The sequence below is a fragment of the Mesorhizobium sp. genome (genome assembly GCF_004963255.1).
Taxonomy (GTDB): domain Bacteria; phylum Pseudomonadota; class Alphaproteobacteria; order Rhizobiales; family Rhizobiaceae; genus Mesorhizobium.
Window position 1 is genome coordinate 1 of sequence record NZ_SUGA01000027.1, and the last position, 26,050, is coordinate 26,050.

Annotated in this window: 29 protein-coding genes; 13 read left to right on the top strand and 16 right to left on the bottom strand. The window is 63.3% G+C overall.

Features of this window, described 5'->3' with window-relative positions; translation table 11 throughout:
* Positions 1–115 precede the first annotated feature (115 nt).
* Positions 116–979 carry an ATP/GTP-binding protein gene (locus E5X34_RS23255; RefSeq protein ID WP_292569439.1) on the bottom strand — a complete coding sequence of 288 codons (864 nt, stop codon included), beginning with the start codon at positions 977–979 and terminating at the stop codon, positions 116–118.
* A 112-nt stretch (positions 980–1,091) separates the two neighbouring features.
* Between E5X34_RS23255 and E5X34_RS23260 the strand changes: the two genes are divergently transcribed.
* Together E5X34_RS23260 and E5X34_RS23265 are read left to right on the top strand one after the other, a co-directional pair.
* A complete protein-coding gene (locus tag E5X34_RS23260) occupies positions 1,092–1,886 on the top strand; it encodes a helix-turn-helix transcriptional regulator (RefSeq protein ID WP_292569442.1) in 795 nt (264 codons plus the stop codon).
* Positions 1,887–2,116: 230 nt separating this feature from the next.
* A complete protein-coding gene (locus tag E5X34_RS23265) occupies positions 2,117–3,493 on the top strand; it encodes an adenylate/guanylate cyclase domain-containing protein (protein WP_292569445.1) in 1,377 nt (458 codons plus the stop codon).
* A gap of 106 nt (positions 3,494–3,599) precedes the next feature.
* On the opposite strand, the gene E5X34_RS23270 is transcribed toward E5X34_RS23265, so the two are convergent.
* Entirely contained in the window at positions 3,600–4,532 is a 933-nt protein-coding gene (locus E5X34_RS23270) for a CHAD domain-containing protein (protein WP_292569448.1), read from the bottom strand.
* Positions 4,529–5,002, bottom strand: coding sequence for a CYTH domain-containing protein (locus E5X34_RS23275; protein ID WP_292569451.1), 474 nt, complete (start codon positions 5,000–5,002; stop codon positions 4,529–4,531). The genes E5X34_RS23270 and E5X34_RS23275 overlap by 4 nt, the downstream gene beginning before the upstream one ends.
* A 92-nt stretch (positions 5,003–5,094) precedes the next feature.
* Here E5X34_RS23275 and E5X34_RS23280 point away from each other — a divergent pair, with 92 nt between their 5' ends.
* The 4 genes from E5X34_RS23280 to E5X34_RS23295 are packed head-to-tail and all read left to right on the top strand — an operon-like array spanning position 5,095 to position 8,811.
* The gene (locus E5X34_RS23280; RefSeq protein WP_292569454.1) at positions 5,095–5,799 is read left to right on the top strand and encodes a DUF1956 domain-containing protein; all 705 of its coding nucleotides are present in this window, start codon (positions 5,095–5,097) and stop codon (positions 5,797–5,799) included.
* Positions 5,796–6,761, top strand: a complete 966-nt coding sequence (locus E5X34_RS23285; RefSeq protein WP_292569457.1) for an HlyD family efflux transporter periplasmic adaptor subunit — start codon at positions 5,796–5,798, stop codon at positions 6,759–6,761. Before E5X34_RS23280 ends, E5X34_RS23285 begins: the two co-directional genes overlap by 4 nt.
* On the top strand, positions 6,758–7,678 hold the full coding sequence (locus tag E5X34_RS23290; protein WP_292569460.1) for an ABC transporter ATP-binding protein: 921 nt from the start codon (positions 6,758–6,760) through the stop codon (positions 7,676–7,678). The genes E5X34_RS23285 and E5X34_RS23290 overlap by 4 nt, the downstream gene beginning before the upstream one ends.
* Positions 7,675–8,811, top strand: coding sequence for an ABC transporter permease (locus E5X34_RS23295; RefSeq protein ID WP_292569463.1), 1,137 nt, complete (start codon positions 7,675–7,677; stop codon positions 8,809–8,811). Before E5X34_RS23290 ends, E5X34_RS23295 begins: the two co-directional genes overlap by 4 nt.
* Here the strand turns inward: E5X34_RS23295 and E5X34_RS23300 are convergent.
* The 3 genes from E5X34_RS23300 to E5X34_RS23310 all read right to left on the bottom strand — a co-directional run bounded on the left by E5X34_RS23300 (position 8,808) and on the right by E5X34_RS23310 (position 10,945).
* On the bottom strand, positions 8,808–9,233 hold the full coding sequence (locus tag E5X34_RS23300; RefSeq protein WP_292569465.1) for a hypothetical protein: 426 nt from the start codon (positions 9,231–9,233) through the stop codon (positions 8,808–8,810). The genes E5X34_RS23295 and E5X34_RS23300 overlap by 4 nt on opposite strands.
* A 101-nt stretch (positions 9,234–9,334) precedes the next feature.
* Positions 9,335–10,312, bottom strand: a complete 978-nt coding sequence (locus E5X34_RS23305) for a threonine/serine dehydratase (protein WP_292569467.1) — start codon at positions 10,310–10,312, stop codon at positions 9,335–9,337.
* Positions 10,313–10,621: 309 nt separating this feature from the next.
* Positions 10,622–10,945: a hypothetical protein gene (locus E5X34_RS23310; RefSeq protein ID WP_292569470.1), complete on the bottom strand. Its 324-nt coding sequence runs from the start codon at positions 10,943–10,945 to the stop codon at positions 10,622–10,624.
* A gap of 182 nt (positions 10,946–11,127) precedes the next feature.
* On the opposite strand from E5X34_RS23310, the gene mbfA reads away from it, so the two are divergent.
* The gene (mbfA, locus tag E5X34_RS23315) at positions 11,128–12,111 is read left to right on the top strand and encodes an iron exporter MbfA (protein ID WP_292569473.1); all 984 of its coding nucleotides are present in this window, start codon (positions 11,128–11,130) and stop codon (positions 12,109–12,111) included.
* Between the two features lie 209 nt (positions 12,112–12,320).
* Here the strand turns inward: mbfA and E5X34_RS23320 are convergent, their stop codons facing one another.
* Complete coding sequence (locus tag E5X34_RS23320) at positions 12,321–13,376, bottom strand: TadE/TadG family type IV pilus assembly protein (RefSeq protein WP_292569684.1); 1,056 nt, start codon at positions 13,374–13,376, stop codon at positions 12,321–12,323.
* 468 nt (positions 13,377–13,844) lie between these two features.
* Between E5X34_RS23320 and lepA the strand changes: the two genes are divergently transcribed.
* Positions 13,845–15,650, top strand: coding sequence for a translation elongation factor 4 (lepA, locus tag E5X34_RS23325; protein ID WP_292569476.1), 1,806 nt, complete (start codon positions 13,845–13,847; stop codon positions 15,648–15,650).
* Positions 15,651–15,678: 28 nt separating this feature from the next.
* On the opposite strand, the gene E5X34_RS23330 is transcribed toward lepA, so the two are convergent.
* The 3 genes from E5X34_RS23330 to E5X34_RS23340 form a co-directional block, all read right to left on the bottom strand.
* Positions 15,679–16,140, bottom strand: coding sequence for a hypothetical protein (locus E5X34_RS23330; RefSeq protein WP_292569479.1), 462 nt, complete (start codon positions 16,138–16,140; stop codon positions 15,679–15,681).
* Complete coding sequence (locus tag E5X34_RS23335) at positions 16,137–16,463, bottom strand: STAS-like domain-containing protein (RefSeq protein WP_292569482.1); 327 nt, start codon at positions 16,461–16,463, stop codon at positions 16,137–16,139. The genes E5X34_RS23330 and E5X34_RS23335 overlap by 4 nt, the downstream gene beginning before the upstream one ends.
* A 256-nt stretch (positions 16,464–16,719) precedes the next feature.
* A complete protein-coding gene (locus tag E5X34_RS23340) occupies positions 16,720–17,367 on the bottom strand; it encodes a hypothetical protein (RefSeq protein ID WP_292569485.1) in 648 nt (215 codons plus the stop codon).
* 408 nt (positions 17,368–17,775) lie between these two features.
* Between E5X34_RS23340 and E5X34_RS23345 the strand changes: the two genes are divergently transcribed.
* The 5 genes from E5X34_RS23345 to E5X34_RS23365 all read left to right on the top strand — a co-directional run bounded on the left by E5X34_RS23345 (position 17,776) and on the right by E5X34_RS23365 (position 20,633).
* Positions 17,776–18,288 (top strand): hypothetical protein, encoded by a 513-nt coding sequence (locus E5X34_RS23345; RefSeq protein ID WP_292569488.1) that lies wholly within the window; start codon positions 17,776–17,778, stop codon positions 18,286–18,288.
* An 11-nt stretch (positions 18,289–18,299) separates the two neighbouring features.
* Positions 18,300–18,809, top strand: coding sequence for a hypothetical protein (locus tag E5X34_RS23350; protein ID WP_292569491.1), 510 nt, complete (start codon positions 18,300–18,302; stop codon positions 18,807–18,809).
* A gap of 242 nt (positions 18,810–19,051) precedes the next feature.
* A complete protein-coding gene (locus E5X34_RS23355) occupies positions 19,052–19,399 on the top strand; it encodes a hypothetical protein (protein WP_292569494.1) in 348 nt (115 codons plus the stop codon).
* A 207-nt stretch (positions 19,400–19,606) separates the two neighbouring features.
* Entirely contained in the window at positions 19,607–19,978 is a 372-nt protein-coding gene (locus tag E5X34_RS23360) for a DUF559 domain-containing protein (RefSeq protein WP_292569496.1), read from the top strand.
* Positions 19,979–20,261: 283 nt separating this feature from the next.
* Positions 20,262–20,633, top strand: a complete 372-nt coding sequence (locus E5X34_RS23365; protein ID WP_292569499.1) for a hypothetical protein — start codon at positions 20,262–20,264, stop codon at positions 20,631–20,633.
* 55 nt (positions 20,634–20,688) lie between these two features.
* Here the strand turns inward: E5X34_RS23365 and E5X34_RS23370 are convergent, their stop codons facing one another.
* The 6 genes from E5X34_RS23370 to E5X34_RS23395 all read right to left on the bottom strand — a co-directional run bounded on the left by E5X34_RS23370 (position 20,689) and on the right by E5X34_RS23395 (position 25,901).
* Positions 20,689–22,392 (bottom strand): phospholipase D-like domain-containing protein, encoded by a 1,704-nt coding sequence (locus E5X34_RS23370; protein ID WP_292569502.1) that lies wholly within the window; start codon positions 22,390–22,392, stop codon positions 20,689–20,691.
* A gap of 509 nt (positions 22,393–22,901) precedes the next feature.
* Entirely contained in the window at positions 22,902–23,645 is a 744-nt protein-coding gene (gene msrA, locus E5X34_RS23375) for a peptide-methionine (S)-S-oxide reductase MsrA (protein ID WP_292569505.1), read from the bottom strand.
* Positions 23,646–23,977: 332 nt separating this feature from the next.
* Positions 23,978–24,301 (bottom strand): hypothetical protein, encoded by a 324-nt coding sequence (locus E5X34_RS23380; RefSeq protein ID WP_292569508.1) that lies wholly within the window; start codon positions 24,299–24,301, stop codon positions 23,978–23,980.
* 87 nt (positions 24,302–24,388) lie between these two features.
* Entirely contained in the window at positions 24,389–25,075 is a 687-nt protein-coding gene (locus E5X34_RS23385; RefSeq protein ID WP_292569511.1) for a DUF1223 domain-containing protein, read from the bottom strand.
* Positions 25,076–25,191: 116 nt separating this feature from the next.
* Positions 25,192–25,536, bottom strand: a complete 345-nt coding sequence (locus tag E5X34_RS23390) for an antibiotic biosynthesis monooxygenase (protein WP_292081666.1) — start codon at positions 25,534–25,536, stop codon at positions 25,192–25,194.
* The gene (locus tag E5X34_RS23395; protein WP_292331195.1) at positions 25,533–25,901 is read right to left on the bottom strand and encodes an NIPSNAP family protein; all 369 of its coding nucleotides are present in this window, start codon (positions 25,899–25,901) and stop codon (positions 25,533–25,535) included. Before E5X34_RS23395 ends, E5X34_RS23390 begins: the two co-directional genes overlap by 4 nt.
* Positions 25,902–26,050 lie beyond the last annotated feature (149 nt).

The window sequence follows — 26,050 nt, forward strand, 5'->3', positions numbered from 1 at the left end:
ATCTCCCCCCTTGTGGGGGAGATGTCCGGCAGGACAGAGGGGGGCGCGAAGGAACACGGCGCTTCTCAGTCGTCCGCTGTGACAACCACTAACTCCACGATCACTTTCGCCCGGCTCAATCCAGAGACAGCGCCGCGACCTCGCCCTCGCCCATGAGCGGCACATAGATGGTCGCCTTGCCATCGGTGCCGATATCGGCGCTGCCCGGTTTGAACTGCACTACCGCTTCCGGCTTGCCGCCGGGCTTGTAGCTGTAAAGCGTGCCGGTCATGTAGGCCGTGGCGTAGATGGTGCCGCCCATGGCGATGACGCCGTCTAGATCGGCGAAGTTTTGCGCGCCGGGCAGCGGCGTGATCGTCTTCGTGGCGACGTCGACCGACAGCAACCCGCCGGGCTCGGCGGTGCTGAAATCGGCCTTGTTGATGCCCTTCCCCCAGGACGCGACGATCAGCCTGCCGCGATCCGCGAATACGCCATTGGGCGAGGCAAGCAGCGCATCCTTGACGAACAACTCCGGCTTGTCGCCGTCGATGCGGTAGATAGTGTCGGCCAGCATGTCGCTGACATAGACCTTGCCCGCGCTGTCCTCAGTCATATCGTTGAGGAAGACAGAACCCGGCACGTCGATCGTCTCGACCAGCCTGCCGCTGGCGAGATCGACGACGCGCACTTTGGTGATATCGGCGGCGTAGAGCCTGCCGCCGGAAATCGCCATGCCCTTGGGCGCGTCCATGCCGTCCACCCAGTGGCGCGCGATGACCTTGCCGTCCATCGACAGCAGCGACAAATAGCCATTGCCGTCCGCCGCGCCGGGATCGCCGACGATGTTGGAGACGACGATGCGGTCGTTGGCGGTATCGACAAGCGCGGATTCCGGCTGCTCGAAGCCGGTGGCGCGCCAGAGCTCTCCGGCCTGCGCAGCCGGAGCCGCCGCGATGCCGGCGACGGCGATGACGGTCGAAGCGATGATAGTCCTCATGGTGCTCTCCTGTGGTGACGAGGGAGAGCTAGATTTTCCGATACTTTTCGGAAAGACGGTTCGAGGCTAGTATCGAGGATAGATACGAAATCGCAAGTAAGAGGCGCATTCCATGAACAGTCCGATCTTCGAGGCGCTGAAACGGACGCTGAAGGCCAAGGGCCTGACCTACCGGACGCTGGCCGAGCGCATGGGCATTTCCGAGCCGACGGTGAAGCGGATCTTCCATGAGCGGAACTGCAAGCTCGACCGGCTGATGGAGATCTGCGCCGCGGCGGACGTCGAGCTGGAGAACGTGCTCGGCGCGATGAATCGCGGACCGGGTCCGGCCAACCGCGTTTCGCCGGAGATCGAACGCAGGCTGGCGGCGCGGCCGGCGCTGCTCTTCGTCTTCATCATGCTGTCGGAGAAATTCACGCCCGAAGCCATCATGCGCTCGCAGGGCCTGAGCGAGGCCTCGATGTTCCTCTATCTGCGCGACCTCGAGGAACTCGGGCTGGTGGCGCTGGGGCGCGGCCTGTCGGCAAGGCTGCTCGTCGACACGCCGATCCAGTGGGATTTCGAGGGACCGCTGAAGCCGCATTTCGAGATGACCAACAAGAATTTTGTCGGCTGGGCGCTCGGCCATATGGAACAGGCCGCGACCTTCATCAGCTTTTCCCGGCGCATGCGGCCGCAAACGGCCGAGATGCTGCGCCGCGAGGCCGACGAGCTCGCCGAACGCGCCCGGCTGCTTGCCCATCACGACCAGCACACCACGCCCGAGGACCAGCTCACCGGCTACAAATGGACCTTCGCCTTCGGCGCCACACCGTTTCCCGCGATCATGCCGATCGGGCCGCATCCTCGTGATGCGGGTGCCCAGGCCGCCCCTCCTGCAAAGGGACGCCGCCCCTTGCCGGCCTGACCAATCATCTTGAGCAGGATTGCATCTGGCGGTCGAGCTTGTCGCGCGCCGCTCCGTCGGCGCGGACTGCCGCCATCTTCGCCATCGCATGCGCCAGCGACGCCGACCGAGCCCGTTGGGCACATCGGGATAGAGTAGAAATCCGGCATCAACATTCATGATAGAATTCGCGCACTGATTTGCCGGACAGTGGTGGGCGGGTTTGCCGAATGCGAAATCGAAGTGATCCAATGCCGACCGCGCCAACACTCGAGCTTCGCCGCCATTCGCGTCTGCAAAAATTGCGCCAGCGCGCAGAACGGCAAGGTGCTGGATTGCAGTTCTGGGCGCGTACCGCATCGCTCGCCGTGATCTCCTGCTTTTTTTCATTGATCAGCCGCTGGGATGCCGCGCTGCTCTTCGTGCTGGCGGGCCTCGTGCTGTTCCAGCTCGTCGGCCTGATCCAGTTTCTCTTTGCGCGCCGCCCCACGGCGCCATGGTGGATCGGTTATCTCGTCGGCACGCTGGACATAATTCTTTTGACCGTTCTGCTGGTAACGCCCAACCCGTTTTCCCCCGAGGTCACGCCGGCTGCGATGCAACTGCGAGAGGGCAGCTTCAAATTCCTGCTGATTTTCGTATGCCTTGGCGCGCTGACCCTTTCGCCACGTTTGGCGCTCTATCTCGGCGCGCTCGCCGCTTTGACGTGGGCGATCGGGGTGGGATGGGTGGTTTTTCATCCGGCAACAGTCATTCCGGCGACGAACCTCTATTCGCTGCCGATGACAGAGCGACTGAACCTCTATCTCAACCCCAACTTCGTCGATACATTCGCGCAGGCAACCAACGTGCTGGTTGTGTTGATCATCGGCGCGATCATGGCGCTGGTGGTCTCTCGTTCCCGACGTCTGTCGGAAGACTATGTCAAGGCGGAGCGCGCCCGCGCCAATCTCGCCCGGCATTTTTCGCCCAACGTCGTCGACCAGCTCGCCGCGGATGACGAGCCCTTCGGCCCGGTCCGCCGGCAGGATATCGCGGTGCTGTTCGCGGACGTCGTCGGCTTCACAAACTATTCCGAGAATAATCCGGCCGAAGCAGTGTTCGAACTTCTGCGTCAGTTCCACCGCCGCATGGAGCAGGTCGTCTTCGACCACAATGGCACCGTCGACAATTATATCGGCGATTGCATCATGGCGACATTCGGGGTTCCGCAAACCAGCCATGACGACGCGACCCGGGCCATCAAGTGCGCTGAAGCGATGGTCACCGCTGTCGAAGCATGGAATGTGCAGCGTGTGTCCAGGGGATACCCGTCGCTGGACATTCGCATCGGTGCACAATATGGCGCAGTCGTCATCGGCGCGGTCGGCAGCGAGCGCAATCTGTCGTTCGCGGTGGTTGGCGACACCGTCAATGTCGCCAGCCGTTTGCAGTCGCTCTGCCGCGAGCTTCGGGCGAATATTTGCTTTGGGTCACGACTGATAGAGGCCGCAAAGGCGGAATCGCCCACGACACAGTTGAATGCGAGCGATCATGGGCCGGTGAGCGTCCGCGGCCGGGACGAACCGGTCCATGTCTGGGTCGAGCACAGAGCCGAGGACCAAGGCGCTGTTGCGGTTTCATCGTGATACAGGCGCCATGCGAAACGCCTGCGCCGGCGGCCGATCTCGGTAGGCCACGCCATAGGCATGTCCTGACCCAGGCCGAAAGCCATCACGTGCATGAGCGCCGCGATCAGGCCGCTTTTGCTTCTTCCTGCGGCGCGGCGAGGTCGTCGCGCGCCTTGCGGGCCAGTCTTTTGGCCGAGCGCTTGGGACTGTCGCCGAACAGCTCGGCGGCAGCGGCGAGGCAGGCCTTGGTCAGGCTCTTCTCGGAGCGCTTCAAGAGCTTGCGCAGAAGCTTCGTTTCGTCGGGGGGGCCGAGCGGCTCGCCCTTGGCGTCGAGCAGAGCGCGGATGACGAAAACGTCGTGCAATTCGCCGAGCTGCTCGCCGAGCCTGTCGACCGCCTTGCGGCGCGCCTTGATCGGCGTCGGCCACAGGCGGCCGAGCAGCGACAGATGCATGGAGTGCGCCTTGGCCGCCTTGCGCAGGTTGTGAAAATCCTCGTCCTCGCCGCGCGCCTCCGCCTTGTCCAGCGCCTTCTTCGCCCGCCGCAAGGTGGCGCGGGCGCCGTCGGCCAGGATATCGGCCGCCTGTTCCGGCTGGTCGGGCAGCGCCAGCCGGTCGATGCGCTCCAGTCCCTCCCGGCACGCGGCTATCGCCGCATTGATGGCGGCGTCGAGGCCGGGACCGGCATGGAGCTCGTGCTGGCGCAGCACCAGCCGTTCGCGCACGGGATCCAGGCCGCCGCCGGCCGATTGCTCCGGAAAGGCATCGGCGAGACGATCGACGGTCTCGATGAGGGCCGTCGCCTCACGCGGGCCGGCGAGCAGCGCCGAGACTTGCTTATAGCATTCGTTCTCGGTCTGGCAGAACGGTTCGTCCCCGGAACGAACCAGGCGCAGCAAGGCGCGCACGCTCTTCAGCCGCTTGCGGCATTTGTGCAGGCCCTGCTCCGGCTTCTCGCGCGCCGTCTCGAGATGGCTGATGGCCCTGCCGATCTCGTCGGCCAATATGCGCCTGACCTCGCCGGTCAGCGGCAAGCGCGGATCGATGCGGAAGCTCATGCGGCGATCTCCGGTATCCCCCCGAGGGCCAGCGACGCGTTGTAGAACCTCGACTCGCCGGTGACCTCGCGACCGAGCCAGTCGGGCAGCATTTCGTCAGATACGTCCTCCGGCGTCTCCAGCTCCGCGATCACCAAACCCGCGAGCTTGCCGCCGAAAACATCGACTTCATAGAGATAGCCACGGTGTCTAACATGGTGGCGTGTCTTCTCGATGACACGTCCGATGGCAAAGGCCATCAATTCCTCGGCCTCGGCAAGCGGGATCGAATATTCGAATTCATCGCGTTCGCGCGCCCTGACGCCGAACTTCAACGTCAGCTCGGCGGAGCGCCCGTCTGAGATGCGCACGCGCACGGTGCGGCCGGGCTGGGCGGCGACATAGAACTGGCGAATGCGGATCTCCGCCTCGACCTCGTCTCGCCAAGCGGAGCTGGAGACCAGGAACTTGCGCTCGACTTCCTTGCCCATGGCCGCGCACTAAAGCCTGTGGGGGACGGGAAGGCAAGCCGACTCCGAAGTCAAATTTGACTTTAATCAATCGATTGATTAAAAGCCGGGACATGGAAAATCAATCTAGCGCGAAAAGGCAGCAGCGCGAGGCCACCACCGCCGAGCAGACGCGTGCGGCACTGGTGCACGCGGCGCTCAAGCTGTTCGGGCGGCAGGGGTTCGACGGCACGTCGACGCGCCAGATCGCGGCGGAAGCCAAGGCCAATATAGGCTCGATCGCCTATCATTTCGGCGGCAAGGAGGGCCTGCGCGCCGCCGCTGCCGACTTCATCGTCGAAACCATCCAGGGCATCGCCGGCCAGGCGCTGGGCGGCGCCCAGGCGACCGTCACGGCAAGCCCGGAAGCCGCCCGGGCACAGCTCTTCGCCGCGCTGGAGCGGATGGTGGGCTTTGTCGTCGTCAGTCCGCAGGCGGGCGAGATCGTACAATTCGTACTTCGCGAGCTGTCGCACCCGACCGCCGCGCTCGACCGCATCTATGCCGGCGTCTTCGAGCCGACGCATCGCCGGCTGTGCCAGATCTGGGAACAGGCGACCGGCGAGCCGGCCGAGAGCGAGGCAACCCGGCTCACCGTTTTCACGTTGATCGGCCAGGTCATCTATTTCCGCATCGGCCGCGAAGCGGTGATGCGCCGGATGGGCTGGCGCGAGATCGGCGAGAAAGAGGCCGCCAAGGTGGTGGCGGTCACGACCGGCAATCTCAGGGCAATGCTGGCGGCGCGCGATGCGCCGGCCGGCAAGAAGGGCAAATCATGAGCTTTCTCTGTTCGTTGCCGCTCGCGGCCCAACTGTTCGGCGCCTGCGCGCCGGCGGCACCCCTCGCCGTCGGCTATGTCGAGGGCGAATATGTGCTGATGGCACCGATCGAAGTGGCCCAGGTGGCGACGGTGACGGTCAGGCGCGGCGACCGCGTCGAGACCGGCGCGGCAGTGGCGACGTTGGAAGACGCCGATGCCAAGATCGAGGTGGCGCAGGCCGAGGCCGCGCTTGCCCAGGCACAGGCGCAGCTTGCCGACCTGCAGGTCGGCAAGCGTTCGGAAGAGATCGCCGTGCTCAAGGCCGAGGTCGACATGGCAAAAGCCCAGGCCGCCGACGCCAAGCGCAAATATGACCGCGCCAGCGACCTCTATAAGCGCGGCACCGGCACGCAGGCCGATTACGACACCGCCTCGGCTTCGCTGGAGACGGCCAATGCCCAGGTCGGCCAGGCGGAAGCCAATCTCGCCGTCGGCAACCTGCCGGCGCGCCCCGAGACGATCAAGGCCGCCGACAACCAGGTCAAGCAGGCGCAGTCGGCCCTGCGGCAGGCTGAGTGGCGGCTGTCGAAGCGGGTGCTGACGGCGCCCTCGCCCGGACGCATCAACGACGTGATCCGCAATCCCGGCGACACGGCCGGGCCGACCGCGCCGGTGATCTCGATGCTGCCGGATGGTGCCGTGAAGCTCAGCGTCTATGTGCCCGAAAGCGCGTTCTCGTCGGTCAAGGTCGGCAGCGAGCTTAATGTCCATTGCGACGGCTGCGCGGCGGGGCTGAAGGCGCGCGTCAGCTATGTCTCGCCCGATCCGGAATTCACGCCGCCGGTGATCTACTCGCCCGAGAACCGGCAGAAGCTGGTCTATCTCGTCGAGGCGCGGCCGGAGGGCGATGCCGGGCCGCTGCAGCCCGGCCAGATCGTCGATGTCGACTTGGCGGATATCGGGACGGATCTCGGGCAATGAACGCCATCGACGTCCGCGGCCTGGTCAAGCGCTTCGGCGACAAGACCGTCGTCGACCATGTGACGATGACGGTCGCCGAAGGCGAGATCGTCGGCTTCCTCGGGCCGAACGGCTCGGGCAAGACGACGACCATCCGCATCATGTGCGGGCTTTTGACGCCGGACGAGGGCGACGGCACGGTGCTGGGCTTCGACATCCGCACCGACGCGCTCAAGATCAAGCGCGAAGTCGGCTACATGACGCAGAAATTCTCGTTCTACGAGGATCTGACGATCGGCGAGAACCTCGAATTCGTGGCGCGGCTCTACCAGCTGAAGCCGGTCGAGCACTATGTGGCCAGGACATTGGAGGAGCTCGGCCTGGCGAGCCGCCGCAACCAGCTGGCCGGCACGCTTTCCGGCGGCTGGAAGCAGCGGCTGGCGCTGGCGGCCTGCATCATGCACAAGCCGAAGCTGCTTCTGCTCGACGAGCCGACGGCCGGGGTCGATCCGAAGGCGCGGCGCGAGTTCTGGGACGAGATCCATCGCCTCGCCGGCGGCGGCCTGACGGTGCTCGTCTCCACCCATTACATGGACGAGGCCGAGCGCTGCCACCGCATCAGCTACATCTCCTACGGCAAGATGCTCGCAACCGGCACGGTCGACGAGGTGGTGAGGAATGCCGGGCTGACCACGTTCGTGCTGCATGGGCCGGGGCTCGACCACGTCGCCCAGGCGCTGCAGGGCAGGCCCGGCGTCGACCAGGTGGCACCGTTCGGCGCGACGCTGCATGTCGTCGGCTCCGACAAGGCGGCGCTGGAAAAGGCGCTCGCCGACGTCGAGAAGGAGCACAAGGACGTGACGGTGACGCCGGGCGAGACCAGCCTCGAGGATGTGTTCATTCAGTTCATGTCCGGCTCGAAGGACAATATGGCATGAACGCTGTCTTCTCCTTCGCCAGGCTGGGCGCGCTGCTCATCAAGGAGTTCATCCAGATGCGGCGCGACCGCATCACCTTCGCCATGATGCTGGGCGTGCCGCTGATGCAGCTCGTGCTGTTCGGCTTTGCGATCAACAACGACCCGAAGAGCCTGCCGGCCGCACTTGTGGCGACCAGCAGCGATCCCTACACGCGGGCGATGGTCTCGGCGCTGCAGACCACCGGCTACTACCGCTTCGACCATGTCGCGCAAAGCGCTGAGGAAGCCGAGTTCCTGATGGCGCGCGGCGACGTCTCCTTCGTCGTCACCATTCCCGCCGATTTCGCGCGCCGTGTCGAGCGCGGCGACAACCCGCAGATCCTGATCGAGGCCGACGCCACCGACCCGTCCGTCGCCAGCGGTGCCATCTCCACGCTCAGCACCGTTGCCGGCCAGGCGCTGCTGAGAGCCCAGGGCACCCAGCACGCGGCCAGGGAAGCGGCGCGCGGCCAGCTCGATGTCGTCGTGCACCGGCGCTACAATCCTGAAGGCGTCTCGCAATACAACATCGTGCCCGGCCTGCTCGGCGTCATCCTGCAGATGACCATGGTGATGATGACGGCGATGGCGCTGACCCGGGAAACCGAGCGCGGCACGATGGAAAACCTTCTGGCCATGCCCTCGAGCCCGCTGGAGATCATGCTGGGCAAGGTGCTGCCTTACCTCGTGGTCGGCGCCGTGCAGGTGGTGGTGGTGCTGGTGGCGGCGAAGCTTTTGTTCGGCATCCCCTTCGTCGGCAGCCTGACGCTGCTGCTGTCCTCGGTGCTGGTCTTCGTGCTTTCGCTGGTGTTGCTCGGCTATACGATCTCGACCATGGCCCGCTCGCAGATGCAGGCCATGCAGCTGACCTTCTTCTTTTTCCTGCCGTCGCTGCTGCTCTCCGGCTTCATGTTCCCCTATCGCGGCATGCCGGGCTGGGCGCAGAGCCTTGGCGAGATCTTTCCGCTGACGCATTTCCTGCGCATCACCCGCGCGGTCATGCTGAAGAGCGCCGAGCTGCCGGCGGTGGCGACGGAAATCGGCTGGCTGGCGGTGTTCGTGGCGCTGTTTGCCGGATTCGCGCTGGTGCGGTTCAGGCGGACTTTGGATTAGGATCGATGTGCATATAACGCACGAAAGAAACTATTCTCATATCGGTTGAATTGGACCTTGCCCCAGGCAGCGATAACAATCTCTTCGTCGGTGACGGCTCGTCTGTACTCCTTTGTTTTCCTCACGCCACCGTCCTCCAGGATCTCGTCAAGCTCGGTCAATTTCGGAGTTCCATCCGAGAAATATATGTACATATAGGCAAAGAGCGTCAGGTATCGCTTACCAATTGATTCTGTGTGACTCTCGATAAACTGAACTGCCGCTTGGACGGCTTCAAAGGATTTTGAGCGTTGTGCTCTCTCCAAGCGGACGAACAGCAGGAATAGACCCTTGTCGGTAAGGGTGAGGTTTCCATCGGGTGTATTTTTTACCCCATGGCTGATTAGTTTCTTCCTCGTGGCAAGGTAGATCGAAAGAGCCATATGTTTGCTCGAACCGCGCTGTTCGTGCTGCACAGGTTTGCGACACTCGCGCCAACCAAATACCCACGTAATCTTAGCTTTTCTAATTGGCGGGTGCTTGGTTACGCCGCCGCCATGATCTCCGCATAGGTGCTGAAATCGACATTGCCGCCGGACAGCACGACCGCCACGCATTTGCCGGCGAGGTCGATCTCGCCGGAGGACAGCGCGGCAAAGGCGACGCAGCCGCCGGGCTCGACGACCAGCTTGAGATGGGCCATGGCGTCGCGCATCGCCTGCGCCGCCGCCTTGTCGGAGACAGCAATGGCGCCGGCGAGATTTTTGCGGTTGATCTCGAAGGTGATGGCGCCGGGCTCGGCGGTGAGCAGCGCGTCGCAGATCGAGCTGTGGCCGGGAGCGTTCGCGACCCGCTCGCCCTTGGCCAGCGAGCGGCGCGTGTCGTCGAAATGCTCCGGCTCGACCGCCCAGACTTGCGTGCTCGGCGAGGCGTCCTTGACCGCGACGGAAATGCCGCTCGACAGGCCGCCGCCACCGCAAGGGATGACGACGGCGTCGAGCGCCACGCCGAGCGCCTTGGCCTGCCGCATCAATTCCAGCCCGATCGTGCCCTGGCCGGCGATGATGGCCGGATCGTCGAAGGGCGGCACCAGCGCCATGCCTTGTTCGATATAGGGACGCACGACCGTCATGCGGTCCTCCTTGAAACGGTCGAACGTCACCACCTCGGCGCCCATCCTGCGCACATTGCCGATTTTCATCGCCGGCGCGTCGGCCGGCATGGCGATCACCGCCTTGACGCCGAACAGGGCGGCCGAGGCCGCCACGCCCTGCGCATGGTTGCCGGACGAGAAGGCGACGACGCCGCGGCCGCGCTCTTCCTCGCTCAGCGTCGACAATTTGTTATAGGCGCCGCGGATCTTGAAGGAGCCGGTGCGCTGCAGCGTCTCCGGCTTGAACAGGATGCGGCCGCCATGGCGCCTGTTGATCTCCGGCGATTCGATCAGCGGCGTTTCGACGATCAGGCCGGAAAGCCGCTCGGCGGCGGCGCGGATGTCGGGGATGCCGGGCAGGGTGGTCATGGCGGGCCTCGTGATCTGAGTGCATCTATGGTGCACGCAAACCGAGGCGGCGCGCCAACGAAAAAATGTGATGGAGACAAGGTTGGTTGCCGGTTTTGGAAGTTGGCGTTCCTTCGCGCCCCCTCTGTCCTGCCGGACATCTCCCCCACGAGGGGGGAGATCAGACGTCACGCCGGCTTTCGCCTATCGCCCGGGTCGCAGACATGAGCGGGGCGCCCCAAGCTGCCAATCTCCCCCCTTGTGCGGGAGATGGCCGGCAGGCCAGAGGGGGGCGCTGTCCCGCCACATTGCGTCCTGTCGGCGCCCCGCTCACCCCAGCAGTGTCGGCGTCCGCTTCTTGCCGCCGAGCTTGCGCCAGGTGTTGAAGCGGTGGGTGGCGGCGGCGAAGGATATCTTCATCTGCTGGGAAACCGTGTAGCGCGACTTGCCTTCGTCGAACATGCGGTAGCAGCACTCGGCGCCCTCCTCGGTCAGCTTGCCGTCCGGCGTCTTGTTGTGCGGGTTGGCGGGATCGAATTTCTCGAGCTGTTCCTCGACCAGGCCCTTAAGGCGCTGCAGGTCGGCCTCGATGCTGGCGATGAGATCGAGCACCGGCTTGGCGTCGAATGCGTGCAGCGGCTTCTTCTCCGTCATGGCATTGGTCTCCTTCGATTTCGGCTGTCGCGTCTATATAGGTTAACATTCGGCAATAATGAAGGGGCCGGTCCGATCACGCTCTGGTCATCCGTTTTCGCGCGCGGCCCGTGGCGTTCGCAATTGACGTTGGACGCTTGAAACCATAGTTTAGAATCATTCTAAACTAGAGTGATCCCATCATGCTTTCCCGTGTTTTCGGCTTCGGCCGCCGTTCCTTCGATTCGCTGTCGGAGCAGGAGATCCTGGCGCTGGCGATCTCCTCCGAGGAGGATGACGGGCGCATCTACCGCGCCTATGCCGATGGCCTGGCGCAGGACTTTCCGCAATCGGCCAAGATGTTCGAGGCGATGGCCGAGGAGGAGGACGGCCATCGCGACTCGCTGATCGAGCTGCACCGCAAGCGCTTTGGCGACCGCATCCCGCTGATCCGGCGCGAGCATGTGAGGGGCTATTACGAGCGCAAGCCGGACTGGCTGGTGCGGCCGCTCGGCATCGAGCATGTGCGCCGGCAGGCCGAGGATATGGAGCGGCAGGCCTATCGCTTCTATGTCGAGGCCGCCAAGCGCACCACCGACGCCTCGACGCGCAAATTGCTCGACGATCTCGCTCTGGCCGAGCAGGGCCATGAGAACTCGGCGCACGAACTGGAACAGCAGCACGTGCCGGGCGCGGTCAAGGAGGAGGAAGCGAGCGCCGAGCAGCGCCAGTTCATCCTCACCTATGTGCAGCCGGGGCTGGCCGGACTGATGGACGGCTCGGTGTCGACGCTGGCGCCGATCTTCGCCGCCGCCTTCGCCACGCATGCGACGTTCCAGACGTTCCTCGTCGGCCTCGCCGCCTCGATCGGCGCCGGCATCTCGATGGGCTTCACCGAGGTCGCCTCCGACGACGGCAAGCTGTCGGGGCGCGGTTCGCCGCTCAAGCGCGGCCTGACCGTCGGCATCATGACGACGCTGGGCGGTCTCGGCCACGCGCTGCCTTACCTCATCCCCTATTTCTGGACGGCCACGATCGTCGCGGCGGTGGTGGTGTTCTTCGAGCTGTGGGCGATCGCCTTCATCCAGAACCGCTACATGCAGACGCCGTTCTGGCGCGCCGCCTTCCAGGTGGTGCTGGGCGGCGCGCTGGTGTTCGGGGCGGGCGTGCTGATCGGGAACGCCTAAAGCATGTCTCCCGAAAGTGAACCGGTTTCGGGATAAAGACATGCGTAAAATCAAAAACCTGAAGCGCATGGAGCGAATCTGAAAGATCGCGATGCGCCTTAGAGCAATTCCAGGAAAAGTGTGAGCGGTTTTCCGTCCGAATTGCGTAAAACAAGGAGGTAGAGCGGTTCGCCGTTTCCGTGAAACGGTGAAACGCGCTACGCCGCGCCCTACTGCGTCAGCACCGTCTCCGACGGGCGCTGGTTGTAGTCGCACTTGCCGGTGGTGGTGTAGAAGAAGTCGGCGTTGCTGACATCGGCGGGCACCGAATTGCCGCCGTCTTCCCAGGCCTGGTACCCGGTTTGGCCGCAGGGCACGGCGGTGAAGATGTTGACGGTCTGGCCGGTCGCCACCTCCGGCATTTTGGTGGCGCTGTCGCCGATATAGAGCCGGTTCGAGGTAGAGGGATCGTTCGACTTCAGCACCTTCGGATTGCCCGAGGGCACGTCCATCTCCAGATAGAGCTGATCCATCTGGCTGACGTCGATCACCGCGCCGGCGCCATTGGCGGGATAGAAGGTGTCGGCGCAAGAATAGTTGGTGCCGTATTGGTCGGTCTGGATCACCGATCCGGCGGGCAGGCTCTTCTGAAGGGACTTCAGTGTGCCGGTCGTGCACACCTGTTTTTGCACCACTGTGCTGGTGGAGCCGTTGATGGTGCTCACCGTGGTCGTGCCGTAGCCCTTCGGATCGCCATAGCCGTTATAGCTATAGCTGATCGTCATCAGCGGCTTGGCCGCCGTGTCGCCGAACTTGGTGCCGTAGAGCGTCATGGTCTTTGCCCAGTAACCCGACACCTTCGTCACCTTGAAGGTGGACTGCACGAGCGCCGGCGTCTTGCGCACCGAGGAGGCGACGCCGACCTGCACCGTGTTGATGCGGGCGATCTGCATGAAATTGGTCGGCATCGGATAGTTGGCCGTGGCGGTGAAGGTCGCCGCGCCGGAAGCGTCGACATTGACACTGGTGAGCGTCGCCGTGCCCTGGCCGCTATTGGCCGCATAGGCCTGCTGCAGCGCCGTCTGGCGGTCGGCGAGCAACGTCGTGGTCGGCAGCGTGGTGATCGAGATGATCGCGGCGTCGAGCGCGTTCTGCATGTCGCTGCGGGTCGTCACCGCCGAGGTGTAATCGACCGAAAAGCCGACTGCCGTCACCAGCGGGATCGTCAGCAGCACCATCATCGGCATCATCGAGCCGTCGCGGCGCGCGAGAAATCGCAGCGCCATTCCGGCCAGCGCGGCCGGGCTGAACTTTCGGGCAGAACTGGGCATGCTTGGGGCCTTCATCGTCACGGCATCGGAGCCGATTTAGCATCCGGGCGCAAAGGATGCCCTAAAGGAGTGGATGAATGTTTAAGCGGTTTTGAATATTCCGGGAGTGGTGTGCGGCGCCTTTCCCTTCCCCCCTTGTGGGGGAAGGTGGATCGGCGCTTTAGCGCCGAGACGGATGAGGGGTGTTCCAGCGGAGTGAGGCGCTGGCAAACTCCGGTTGGATAAGCGCCGCCGCCAAGCTGGAACACCCCTCATCCGTCGCCTTCGGCGACACCACCCGGCCCTTCGCAAGCTCAGGCGTTCGAAGCTCGAAAAGCCAAGCAGTTGGCTTTTCGTCCGCTGACGCGGACCGCTTCTCACCCCACAAGGGGAGAAGGGGGAGAGCGCTTGCCCCTCAACCCCGCCCCTGCTAAAGCGCGCCGCATGACGACGCCGCTCGACCACATCCGCAATTTCTCCATCGTCGCCCATATCGACCATGGCAAATCCACGCTTGCCGACCGGCTGATCCAGCTCACCGGCGCGCTGGAGGAGCGCGACATGAAGGAGCAGGTGCTGGACTCGATGGATATCGAGCGCGAGCGCGGCATCACCATCAAGGCCCAGACCGTGAGGCTCAACTACCGCGCCAAGAATGGCGAGGACTATGTGCTGAACCTCATCGACACGCCCGGACATGTCGACTTCGCCTATGAGGTGTCGCGTTCGCTCGCCGCCTGCGAGGGCTCGCTGCTGGTGGTGGACGCGAGCCAAGGCGTCGAGGCGCAGACGCTCGCCAATGTCTACCAGGCCATCGACAACAACCACGAGATCGTCGTGGTGCTGAACAAGGTCGACCTGCCGGCGGCCGAGCCCGAGCGCATCCGCGAGCAGGTGGAGGAGGTGATCGGCCTCGACGCCTCCAACGCCGTGATGATCTCGGCCAAGACCGGCCAGGGCGTGCCGGACGTGCTGGAGGCGATCGTCCACCAGCTGCCGCCGCCGCGCGAGGGCGACATCGCAGCACCCTTGAAGGCCATGCTGGTCGACTCCTGGTACGACGCCTATCTCGGCGTCATCGTGCTGGTGCGCATCATCGACGGCGTGATGAAGAAGGGCCAGACCATCCGCATGATGGGCACCGGCGCAAAGTATCTCGTCGAGCGCACCGGCGTGTTCAAGCCGGCCCGCGTCAATGTCGACGAGCTCGGCCCGGGCGAGTTCGGCTTCTTCACCGGCTCGATCAAGGAAGTGGCCGACACCCGCGTCGGCGACACCATCACCGAGGACCGCCGCCCGACGCAAAAGGCCCTGCCGGGCTTCAAGCCGGCGCAGCCGGTGGTGTTCTGCGGCCTGTTCCCGGTCGACGCCGCCGATTTCGAGGATCTGCGCGCCGCCGTCGGCAAGCTGCGCCTCAACGACGCCAGCTTCTCCTATGAAATGGAAACCTCAGCCGCGCTCGGCTTCGGGTTCCGCTGCGGCTTCCTCGGCCTGTTGCACCTGGAGATCATCCAGGAGCGGCTGGAGCGCGAGTTCAACCTCGACCTCATCGCCACCGCGCCCTCCGTCGTCTACCGCATGAACCTCATCGACGGCACGGTGAAGGAATTGCACAACCCGGCCGACATGCCCGACGTGGTCAAGATCGCCTCGATCGAGGAGCCGTGGATCCGCGCCACCATCCTGACGCCGGACGACTATCTCGGCGGCATCCTGAAGCTTTGCCAGGACAGGCGCGGCATCCAGGCCGATCTCTCCTATGTCGGCAAGCGCGCCATGCTGACCTACGACCTGCCGCTCAACGAGGTGGTGTTCGACTTCTACGACCGGCTGAAGTCGATCTCCAAGGGCTACGCCTCCTTCGACTATCATCTGACCGACTATCGCGAGGGCGACCTGGTGAAGATGTCGATCCTGGTCAATGACGAGCCTGTCGACGCTTTGTCCATGCTGGTGCATCGGTCAGCGGCCGAAAAGCGCGGCCGCGCCATGTGCGAGAAGCTGAAGGAGCTGATCCCGCAGCATTTGTTCAAGATCCCGATCCAGGCCGCGATCGGCGGCCGCATCATCGCCCGCGAGACCGTCTCGGCGCTGCGCAAGGACGTCACCGCCAAATGCTACGGCGGCGACGTGACCCGCAAGCGCAAGCTGCTCGACAAGCAGAAAGAGGGCAAGAAGCGGATGCGCCAGTTCGGCAAGGTGGATATTCCGCAGGAGGCGTTTATCCAGGCGCTGAAGATGGGGGATTGAAGGCTCGACTCCCCCACCTAAACTAAGATTAAAACAAACGGTTAGCCTCATATTGAGCGTCCCGAAGGGCCACTCTGAACGCTATCGCATATGATCGAATTTCTATCATCTTCGTCGGGTCAGGCGCGCGCCCCTTTACGTCAAAATCGCCACCAGATATTGAGCGCCGAAAGTTTGCATATGCAGGTCCGACACGCAGATCAGTCTTTGCACCTTTGGTCTGCAAAAAAGAGATAATTGTTGATATGTCATATATCTGGCAGATCAAATCTAGTTCTTCTACAGGTTTATCGCCTCCTCTCGCTCCCCAGACGGCATAGGACAGTTCTACGCATTTACTTATTATGCCCTCTACCTCTACGTAGAGGTCGTCAAATATCCTTCGGTTCCTGGAAAGCTTTTCTGAAATAATTGAAAAAAGATGGGAGACTATTGCAGCAGAAAGGCCCCCGATAAAAGATACCAAGAAAATGTGGGCGAATTCGCTCATTTCGCTCGTTTTTGAGATACGTCAATATAATGGTAGATATCGTCCTCGTAAATTTTGTAGGTAGGCGATGCGACGATCTTAATATGCTTAGAAAATTGTGATCGATCCCACTGCCGTTGCCTTGCGAGCCCCGCAAATGCTTCGTCAAGAAAAGACGACGGATATCCCCTGGTCCCATCTAGAACCACGGTGACAGGGGAGCCTTCGTTGAGGGCGGGAATGAGGATCCGCTCACGAAAATCTTCGCCGCTGAAAGGGCCATCGGATAAATACCGACCTCCCGGCGTAGCCGAAAATTCATCTGCTACCCGAATGGTCCGCATTGGTGGCTTCCTGTCAGACTTTGGCTATCTGCCACTGGATTAGTGTTCCGCCGAGGCTAAGGGGGCGACTGATCCGCTGGATTTTGTCCTCGCCGGTATACCTAACTTCACCATGGCCACTCAGGATACGCAAGTGGCCCTTAACGTGGTCAAAGAGACGCATCATAATTGGAAGCCCCTTCCCTCGTTCGACCAGGCCAGTGCGAGTTCGCCCCGCCTGCATGGCAGCTGCGATCATAGAGCTGTCATCATTGGCTCAAAACGTAGCCAAAATGCCTTTGATTTGCTCCCATAATCCGGAGCGGGGTAGAGTTGCAGGAATTCCGACACCCATGTCATAGACAGCTGCGGTTAGAACCTTAACCTCCTCACTATAAGCTCCGCACATCAGCCAGGTTCCCGACGCGACGCCGTGCCAACCTGAATTTTCGGGATATGCATGGTGCTTAACGTTGTTAAGAGCTTCTACCAGCCCATCGAAAATAAACTTCTCAGCTTCAATCGACCCAACGAGCGCTGACAAATGGTCAAGCAAATCACTGCAGGCGGTTGGTGTGACCCCGACCCCGCTGCGGTATTTTATGAACTTGAAGAAGGGTGACTCATTGCCGGAGGGCTCGGGATGTTGATCGGGTGTCTCCAGAAACTCGAATAGACCAAAATCCTTCAGCATTCTAGAAATTAGCGGATCCCACTCATCCTGAAACAGGGGCATTAGCTTTCGGCGGGTAAAAATCTGCCACCGATAGAGCTCAGCTGCCAGGACCAACGCTGCGCCAGGAGTTAACTTTTTGATCGACCGGAAGTCGACACCCAGATAACTCGACGACGTGGGTCGTATATTATAAATACGGTCTCTCAGGTTCTGAAAGAAACTTACTACGCCCTCGTGGTCGGTTCTCAAAGAGAAATCCGCAGGCGGGACTATGAGCTCACGGCGAGAGTTACGATTCCTGCGTATGTAAATAAATTTCGGAGGGATCGCGCTGTGCTCAGGCGGCTCTACCCGTTGAACAACGGCTCGCCTTTCAATCTGAGACGGTTTGGATAAGTCCGCTCTGATGCGCGCAAGTTTTCTTTTCTTCGATCTGGATCGGCGTGCTTCATTTCGCTGTCGAGCGTGAAGCCATCTCGATCGCTCAGGAGTATTTTTCTTCAAATTGATTCCCCCCAATTTGAAAACCCTAGCAATTTTTCCCGTCGCTGGGTACGTTCATCTCGCTAGAGTTGCTAGTGTTCTCGTCATTGCGAATCCCCTTCACCATCCGCCCGCTATGGCATAGCCTCTCTCCCCGGCTTGGGGAGACACCACATGCGCTCCACCTCGGACACCGTCGCCGCGATCGGGCTCGCCATCGGCGGCGCTTTGGGCATGGCGGGGACGTTCATTGCCAGCGATGCGCTGCGCGAGACGCTGTGGACCATCGATGGCGTCGGCATCGTCGTCGCGGCGGCTCTGTTCACCATGAAATACCAGCGGCTCCGCAATGATATCGTTGCGGCCGGCTTCCTCACATTCCTTGCCGGCGAAAGCCTTCTTCTGGCCGGCAATGCGGCTGGCTTGCAGGCGAGCGTGCCTTCCTATGCCGGCGGCATTGCGCTGTGGGCGGCGGGGCTGGTCATGGTCAGCGCGCAAGCGACCTTCGGGCTGTGGATGCGGCTCACGGGGCTCATTGCCGCCGCGCTCTTCACCGTCTCCGTCCTGATGATCCTGTGGGGCGCGCCGCTTTTGCCCACCTCGGCGCCGCTGCCGGCGCTCGGCTATCCGTTCCTGGTGCTAACCTTCATCGGCTGGATCTGGACCCTTCTGAAAGCGGGGCGCTGAGCGCGAAGGCCATGGCGGCGCCGCTCGAACTCCGCAACAGCCCCTCGGGAAAGATCTTTCCGGCGCTCGGGCCGTTCCTGATCGGCGGCGTCTTCGGCTTCGGCGCGCTGCAGGGCGTGGCTTCGGGCGCGGATGGCGGGCATGTGCTGTGGATCGCGCTGCTCGCCGCCGCTTGCCTCGCGCTCGGCGCTTTCATCGCGCGCGGCGCCTTCGACAGTTCGGTCAAGGTGACCCTTGACCAGCGCGGTTTCCGCGATAGCCGCGCCGGCGACGTGCTGGTGCCGTGGAGCAAGGTGAAAAGCGTGCGCCTCGCCGCCGGCGGCAAGGGCGCGGCGATGCTCAATTTCGAGCTCACCGGCGAGCCGCCCGACGCAATCAAATATTCCTCCGCTAACGCCTTCGGCCTGATGCCTTTCGGCCGGAACACCGTGCATATGGAGATCTCCTCGCTCGACGTGCGCGGGCAGGACCTGGTGGATGCGGTGAAGACATTCGCGCCGCATGTGGTGGTGAGGCGCTGACCTCCCCTTCTCCCCTTGTGGGAGAAGGTGGCTCGGCGCGGAGCGCCGAGACGGATGAGGGGTGCTCCAGCTTGGCGGCCTGGTCTGTCATTCGGTGCCGCATCGTGCCAGATCGCCGGCGCCTCATTCCTTCCAACACCCCTCATCCGTCCGAGCTTCGCTCGGCCACCTTCCCCCACAAGGGGGGAAGGGGAGGTCGCGCCGCTTCCCCACCCGTGCTCTACTCCCCCGGGGACCTCGCCATGATTCGCGCTCTGCTCGCTCTCCTTCTCCTCACCACGCCGGCCCTCGCCGCCGACATGTCGGTGTTCGTGCGCAACCAGCGCTCGGACGGCGTCGCGCTGGAGCTGTTCAGCCGCGACAGCAAGAAAGTCTGGCCGGGCGGCGACAAGGTGTTCCTCATCCGGCCGAAGGCGCGCAAGTCTGTGCCGATCTCCTGCGAGCCGGGCGAGCGCATCTGCTGGGGCGCCTGGGTGGACGGCGACGATTCCGTCAGCGCCGGCGTCGGCCCCGACAATGACCAGCCCTGCGACACCTGCTGCTTCATCTGCGTGGAGCATTCGACCGAGACGGTGGATTTGGCGGAGTAGCTCTTCCCCTTCTCCCCTTGTGGGGTAAGAGGCGGTCCGCGCAGCGGACGAAAAGCCAATTGCTTGGCTTTTCGAGCTTCGAACGCCCTGAGCCTGCGAAGGGCCGGGCAGTGGATCGGCGCGCAGCGCCGAGACGGATGAGGGGTGCTCCAGCGGAGTGCAACGCCGGATTTTTGAGCAATAACGAAGGCCGGCTAATCTCGCACCATGCCGCACCGACCCGTAAACCCCGCCAAACGGAATTTCGCCCGTTCTATGCGCCGTGAGCCGACAGAGGCCGAAGATCGCCTGTGGCAAGAACTGCGCGGCCGGCGACTCGACAATATCAAGTTCAAGCGGCAGGTGCCGATGGGCAGGTACGTGGCGGACTTTGTCTGTGCCGAGGCCAGGCTCATCGTCGAAATCGACGGCAGCCAGCATGCGGAATCGCGGCATGACCAGGAACGCGACGCCGAGTTGAAGGCGAGGGGCTTTCGCGTGCTGCGGTTCTGGAACGATGATGTGCTGAAAGAGCTCGACGCGGTGTGCGATACCATCATTGCTTATGTTAGGGATCAAAGTCTGCAGCCTTGGCGGTAGTGGGCACGCACGCGTTCTTGCCAAGCTGGAGCACCCCTCATCCGTCTCGGCGCTGCGCGCCGAGCCACTGCCCGGCCCTTCGCAGGCTCAGGGCGTTCGAAGCTCGAAAAGCCAAGCAATTGGCTTTTCGTCCGCTGTGCGGACCGCCTCTCACCCCACAAGGGGAGAAGGAGAGGTCGGGCCATTTCACCCAGCTATTTTCCTCCCCACCCCTTGGCATCGTCGCGCTTCATGCCATCATCCCGCATCGGCCGTGGGGGCCGATTCTGTCTCGGGGGTTCTCATGTCCATCTCTTTCGCGCGACGGGTTGCCGCCGCGCTTTCGCTTGCCGTCCTCATCGCGCCCGCCGCCCATGCCGGCGACGTCACTTTCCAGATCAGGAACAACCATCCCAACGCCATGCGTGTCGAGCTCTACAGCCAGGACCGCGACTATGTCTGGCCGGGCGACGGCAAGGATTTCTACCTCGACGACGGCGAGACCAAGCAACTACCGATCTCCTGCAACGAGGGCGAGAAGATCTGCTACGGCGCCTGGGTGGACGGCGACGAAAGCACCTATTGGGGCGTCGGGCCCAACAACCAGGAGTCCTGCGAGGATTGCTGCTACACCTGCAGCGGCGGCCAGACCGAGGAGATCGACCTGGAGGAGTAGAGACGCCGAAGCTGCTGACCTCCCCGCTTGTGGGCCGTTTACGGGGAGAAGGAAATCAGGCTTGTGCCGTCCAGAACGCGATCTCCTGCGCCTTGGTGCGGAGCTCGGTCTTCAGCCACTGGTCGTCGTCGTCCAGATAGCTCCATGGCGTCTTGCGCTCAGCGCGCATCTCGCGGATGTAGGAGCGGTAGCGGTAGTGGCTGTAGACCGACATCGCGTAGGTGGCATAGGCGGCGGCAAGCTTGCTGTGGCCGCGCACGATGACCAGGTTCTCGTCGTTCTTCTGGCTCGCCGGCGCCGAGAAATTGTGGCTGCCGGTCACCACCACGCAATCCTTCGAATGCGGGTCGGTCACCAGGATTTTCGAGTGCACGATGGCGTGGCCGATCTGCGACAGGAACTCCCGCCGGTTGACCTCGGCGATCCACGGCCCAAGCGGCGCGTCCAGGCCCTGCGGCTGCGCCACCGCGTAGCGGTCGGGCGTGAATTTGCGGTCGCTGCTCACCAGGTCGATGTCGAGGAAATTCTGCTCGGTGCCGCCCTCGTCGGCGCTCAGCGTCGAGACCACGCCGCGCACATACATGCCTTTCTCCTTGGCCCGCTCTGCGGCAAGCGTGTGCAGCCCCTGCTTGCCCGGCGTGAACATCAAGAACAGCACCGCCTGCCTGGCCGAGCCGATGACCTCGCGCAGCGCATCCATGTCGGCGCCGTTCGAGGTGCGGGTGAACCAGACGGTGGCCCTGGCGCTGCCGATCGTGAAGGTTTTCGGCGCGTCGTTGTCAGCGATCAGCGCCGGCGTGAAATTGGCCGGGTCGGTCTTCGGCGGCGAGGCATCCTTGAGCAGGTCCCAATGCTTGCGGAAATGCGCGGCGACCGCCGCGTCCTCGATCAGCAGGCCGTTGTTGACCTGCGTGCACAGGCCCGTGGTGCTCCAGTTGGTGCTGCCGGTCCACACCTTCTTCGACTCGCCGTCTTCGGAGACGACGACGAATTTGTTGTGGCCGAGCCCTTTCGATTTCAGCATCCGGTCGATGGTCGCGATGCCGTGGTCGTTGAGGTTCTTGCGCGCCGCCTTGTTGCCGTCGCCTTTTCTGTCGGAGCCGTTGGCGAGGATGAGATGCAGCCGCGGGCCGAGCCCGATCAGCGCCGTCTCCAGCGTCGCGTCGCCGAGCTCGTAGAGCGCAGCATGCAGCTCGTCGCCGGCGCCTTGTGTCAGCCCGATCATGCGCAGGCCGAGATCGCCTTCGAGGAAGGCGCGGAATTTTGCGTCGCCATTGGTCTGCAGGCTCTTCTTGAAGGCCGCCGGCGTCAGCCTGTTCTTGGCCATGTAGCGGGCGACGAACTGCGACAGCACCAGCCCGCGGTTGAAGTAGCAGGAAAAGCCGCCTCCTGCGTCGGTGGCAAGCGTCTTCCACTCCGTCCAGTCGCTGGAAACGCCCTTGGTCAGCGGCTTGCCGGGGCCCGTGCTCATCATAGCGGTGACCCGGTAGCGCACGACATTGCCGACATCGGCGGCATGGTCGGTCCAGTTGAAGCGCTGGAACGGCCAGACGTCCGACGGCCTGTGGTCGCCCGATTTCGGCTTGTCCTTGGTGAAGCCGACGCGGTTCTCGACCGGCTCGATCTTCTCGGTCGCGCCGACCTTGCGGCCGCGCTCGAGCAGGAAACCCCGGCATCCGGCGATGAAGTCGCTCGGCGCCCAGGCGACGAAGGCGTCGTCGCCATTGGTGTAGACGGAAACCTTTATCTCGACGGCCATTGTCGGTCCTCCCCGATGCAGCGCCGGCTGGTCCGGCATATCACTGCAGCCAACAAAATCCGCGCCGGAAGCAGGGGGTCCGGATCAATTGAAACAGAGCTTTCGAAAAGGTGGCGGCGATGATTATGTGGCGGCAGAAGATCGACCGTCAATGTTTTGCAGCGTCAAGTATTACTCTATGAACTGCTTCACATTGTGCTCTGTTTGCCTGCAAACGCAAAAGGCCGGGGATTGGCCAAAGCCGCTTGAACCTCGTCATTCCTGGGCGGAGCAGCCGCGAAGCGGCGTCGCGGAGACCCTGGAATCCATTCCGTGACTTTGGCCGGAGGACGCAGCGGAGCAGAATTCTGCACCGTTGCGGCGCTCGGAAATCACGGAATGGATCCTCGGGTCTGCGCGCGTCGCTTCGCTCCTTGCTCCGCCCGTGGATGACGACTTCGCGTAGCTTCGGCCGATCGCCAAGTCATCTGCCACGCAATATCCCTACGTCTGGAAACCGGCCGGCTCTCTCAGCTCTTGCTGGAGGCGAGTACCAGCACCGGCTTCTCGCTGTAGAGCTTAGGGAACAGCGACTTCAAATTTTCGATCTTCGGCAGGTCGTTGTAGACGATGTAGGGGTAGGTCGGGTTCAGCGTCAGGAAGTCCTGATGGTAATCCTCGGCCGGATAGAAGGTCTTGCCGGTTTCCAGCGTGGTGACGATCGGCTTCGGGAACACCTTGGCCTTGTCGAGCTGGGCGATGTAGCTCTCGGCGACCTTCTTCTGCTCGGCATTTTCGGCGAAGATCGTCGAGCGATACTGCGTGCCGGAATCCGGCCCCTGGTAGTTGAGCTGCGTCGGATTGTGCGCGACCGAGAAATAGACCTGTAAGAGTTGGCCGTAGGTGACCTTCGACGGGTCGTAGGTGATCTCTACCGATTCGGCGTGGCCCGTGCGGCCGGTGCCGACCACTTCATAGACGGCGTTCTCGGCGCTGCCGCCTGTATAGCCGGATACCGCCTTGCTGACGCCCTTGACGTGCTGGAACACGCCCTGCACGCCCCAGAAGCAGCCGCCGGCGAAGATCGCCTTCTCGGTGCCGCTCGCCGCCTTCTCGTCCATTGCCGGCGGCGGGATCACCACCGCGTCCTCGGCCGAGCGGGCCGGGCTCTGCCACAGGGCGGTAGCCGCAACGGCCGCAAGGCCGAGCACGGCCAGGGCGCCGCGCGCGAAAAATGGCGATCGCCGCGCGGCCTTTGTCTTTATGCCGTTCATGTCTGATCTCCTTGCTGTTGTCTCAGTATATACGAAGGAAGCCGTCGGGAGGTTCTCACTTTGCCGTGCAGCGGTGTGCAACCGCCAACGGCGCTCCCCCTCTCCGTCTCGGCTTCGCCGAGCCACCTCTCCCCCACCTTTGGCGGGGGCGAGGAACCCAGGCTTGCGAAGGCCTCTCCGTGGCTCATTGGCGTCCTCGCCCTTCGCGGTTAGCGTTTCCTCGCCCCCGCAAAGCGGGGGAGAGGTGGATCGGCGCGCAGCGCCGAGACGGAGCGGGGGCCAGCGCTGACATTCGCGATTGGCTCCGAGCCGGCTGCGCCGCAAGCCTAGCCTCACTGAGCAGTGCTATCCGCCGGCTTCATGGCATCCGCCGGCTTCATGGCGTCGGTTGCAGGCTTCATGGCATCTGTCGCCGGCTTCATGGCATCCGTGGCCGGCTTCATCGCCTCAGTACTCATCGCATCGGGCTTCATGGCATCGGCGGGCTTCATGGCGTCGGCCGGCTTCATGGCATCCGTCGCCGGCTTCATCGCATCGGTCGCCATCGCATTGGCGGGCTTCATCGCGTTGGTCGTGTCATCGGCGCGGGCGCCGGCTACGAAGACCGAAGCGGAAAGCGCGAGGGCCAGAGCCGGCAGCGTGAGGAACTTGGTCATGGTCGTACTCCTTGGGTTTTGGCGCGCGCATGCGGGCCTTGGTGAAGCGTTGCCGCTCATGCGGCCCCGCGCGAAGGAAATGAAAAATCAGTTGGCGGCGGCGGCCAGGATCGGCCCGCCGCGCGGCGCCTGCACCAGCACGGCCGTGCTCAAGCCGCCGCTGGCCGCCGGCAGCGGCAGCGTGGTCGCTTCGCCGTTCCAGCTGCCGAGCTTTGTCAGCGCATGCACGACATTGGCGTGCGGCAGCGTGCGGCCGGTGTTCTCGCCGCGCGCCACCGGCACCTCGACGACGCCTCTGTTGTAACGCACCAGCCAGATGTCGGCGCCGCCGCCCGGCGCCTTGCCGGCGCCGATGCTGACCTTGCCCTGCCCGAGCGAAAGCTCCGGGCCCTGCGGGCGGCCGCCCTTGGCGATCAGCCCCTGGATCTCGCCCGACCGAGCACCGACGCCATCCGCGCGGCCATTCACCACCACCTGTGGCGTGAATGGCCCGTCGCGGCCGAGCGACGGCTCATAGGTCACCTGGCGGTCGGTGAATTCCTTGCGGCCAAAGGTGTCCTTCCAGCCGAGATAGTCCCAATAGGTGACGTTGAACGACAGCGCCAGCACACCCGGCTGGTCCTTGACCTTGATCAGGTTGGCATTGGCTGGCGGGCAGGACGAGCAGCCCTGGCTGGTGAACAGCTCGACCACGGTCAATGGCTGGGCGGCCGCGGCACCGATCGTGGCCGCGAGCATCGCGCCGGCGAGCAGGCCTGTCTTCAATCCGGTCATGGGAAGCAATCTCCGTAGCGGGGTCATGCTCCCATTTCGCCAGCGCGGATCGCTTCGTTACAGGCTTCACCGGTTTGTGATTGCAGGCCGCTTCTTCTCCGATCGCGGAAGAAGGCTCATCCGTTCGCTGCGCGGCTATCTTGCGGCGCTTCGGCCCTTTCCGTCAGCCCGTAATCGCGCACGACCTGGGCGATCCGCAGACGGTAGCCGGCAAAGATGCCGCCGCGGCCGGCTTTTTGCGCCTGGCGGTGCTCCTCGGTGTTGCGCCAGGCTTTCACCGCTTCCTCGTCGCGCCAGAAGGACAGCGACAGCACCCGCTTCGGGTCGGTCAGGCTCTGGAAGCGCTCGACCGAGATGAAGCCGTCGATGCTTTCGAGCAGCGGCTTGAGCTCGGCGGCGATGCCGAGATAGGCATCGCGCTTTCCTTCGGCCGGTTCGACCTCGAAGATGACAGCGATCATGCCTCTATTCCTTCCTTGACGGTCACGTCGGTGCGAAAGAGCTGCCTTGGACCGTGCGGCCCCGACACCAGCTTCAGGAAGACGCGATCTTCCTTCAAGATGAACTTCTCGCGCCTGGCGAACTCGTAATTTGCCTTGCCCGCGGGGTCGGCGGCAAGCCGCGCGCGATAGGCTTCGTAGGCGGCGAGGCTCTCGATGTTGTAGGCGGCATAGGCCGTGGTGGCCGAGCCTTCATGTGGCGCGTAATAGCCGATGAGCTCGGCGCCGCAGCGCGGAATGGCCTGGCCCCAGGCGCGCGCATATTGCTCGAAGGCCGCCTTGCCGAACGGGTCGATCTCATAGCGGATGAAGCAGGTGATGGTCATGTCGGTCTCCTCGTCGGTTTGCTTGCGCACATCGATGCTTCGACCGTGATCGAAACATCGCTGGCGCCCCCTGTGCTAGGCATTCTCCTGTCAGGAGCGTTTGCCGGGGCTGCTTGAGATGGCCGCAGAATAATGCTTCCCTGACGGGA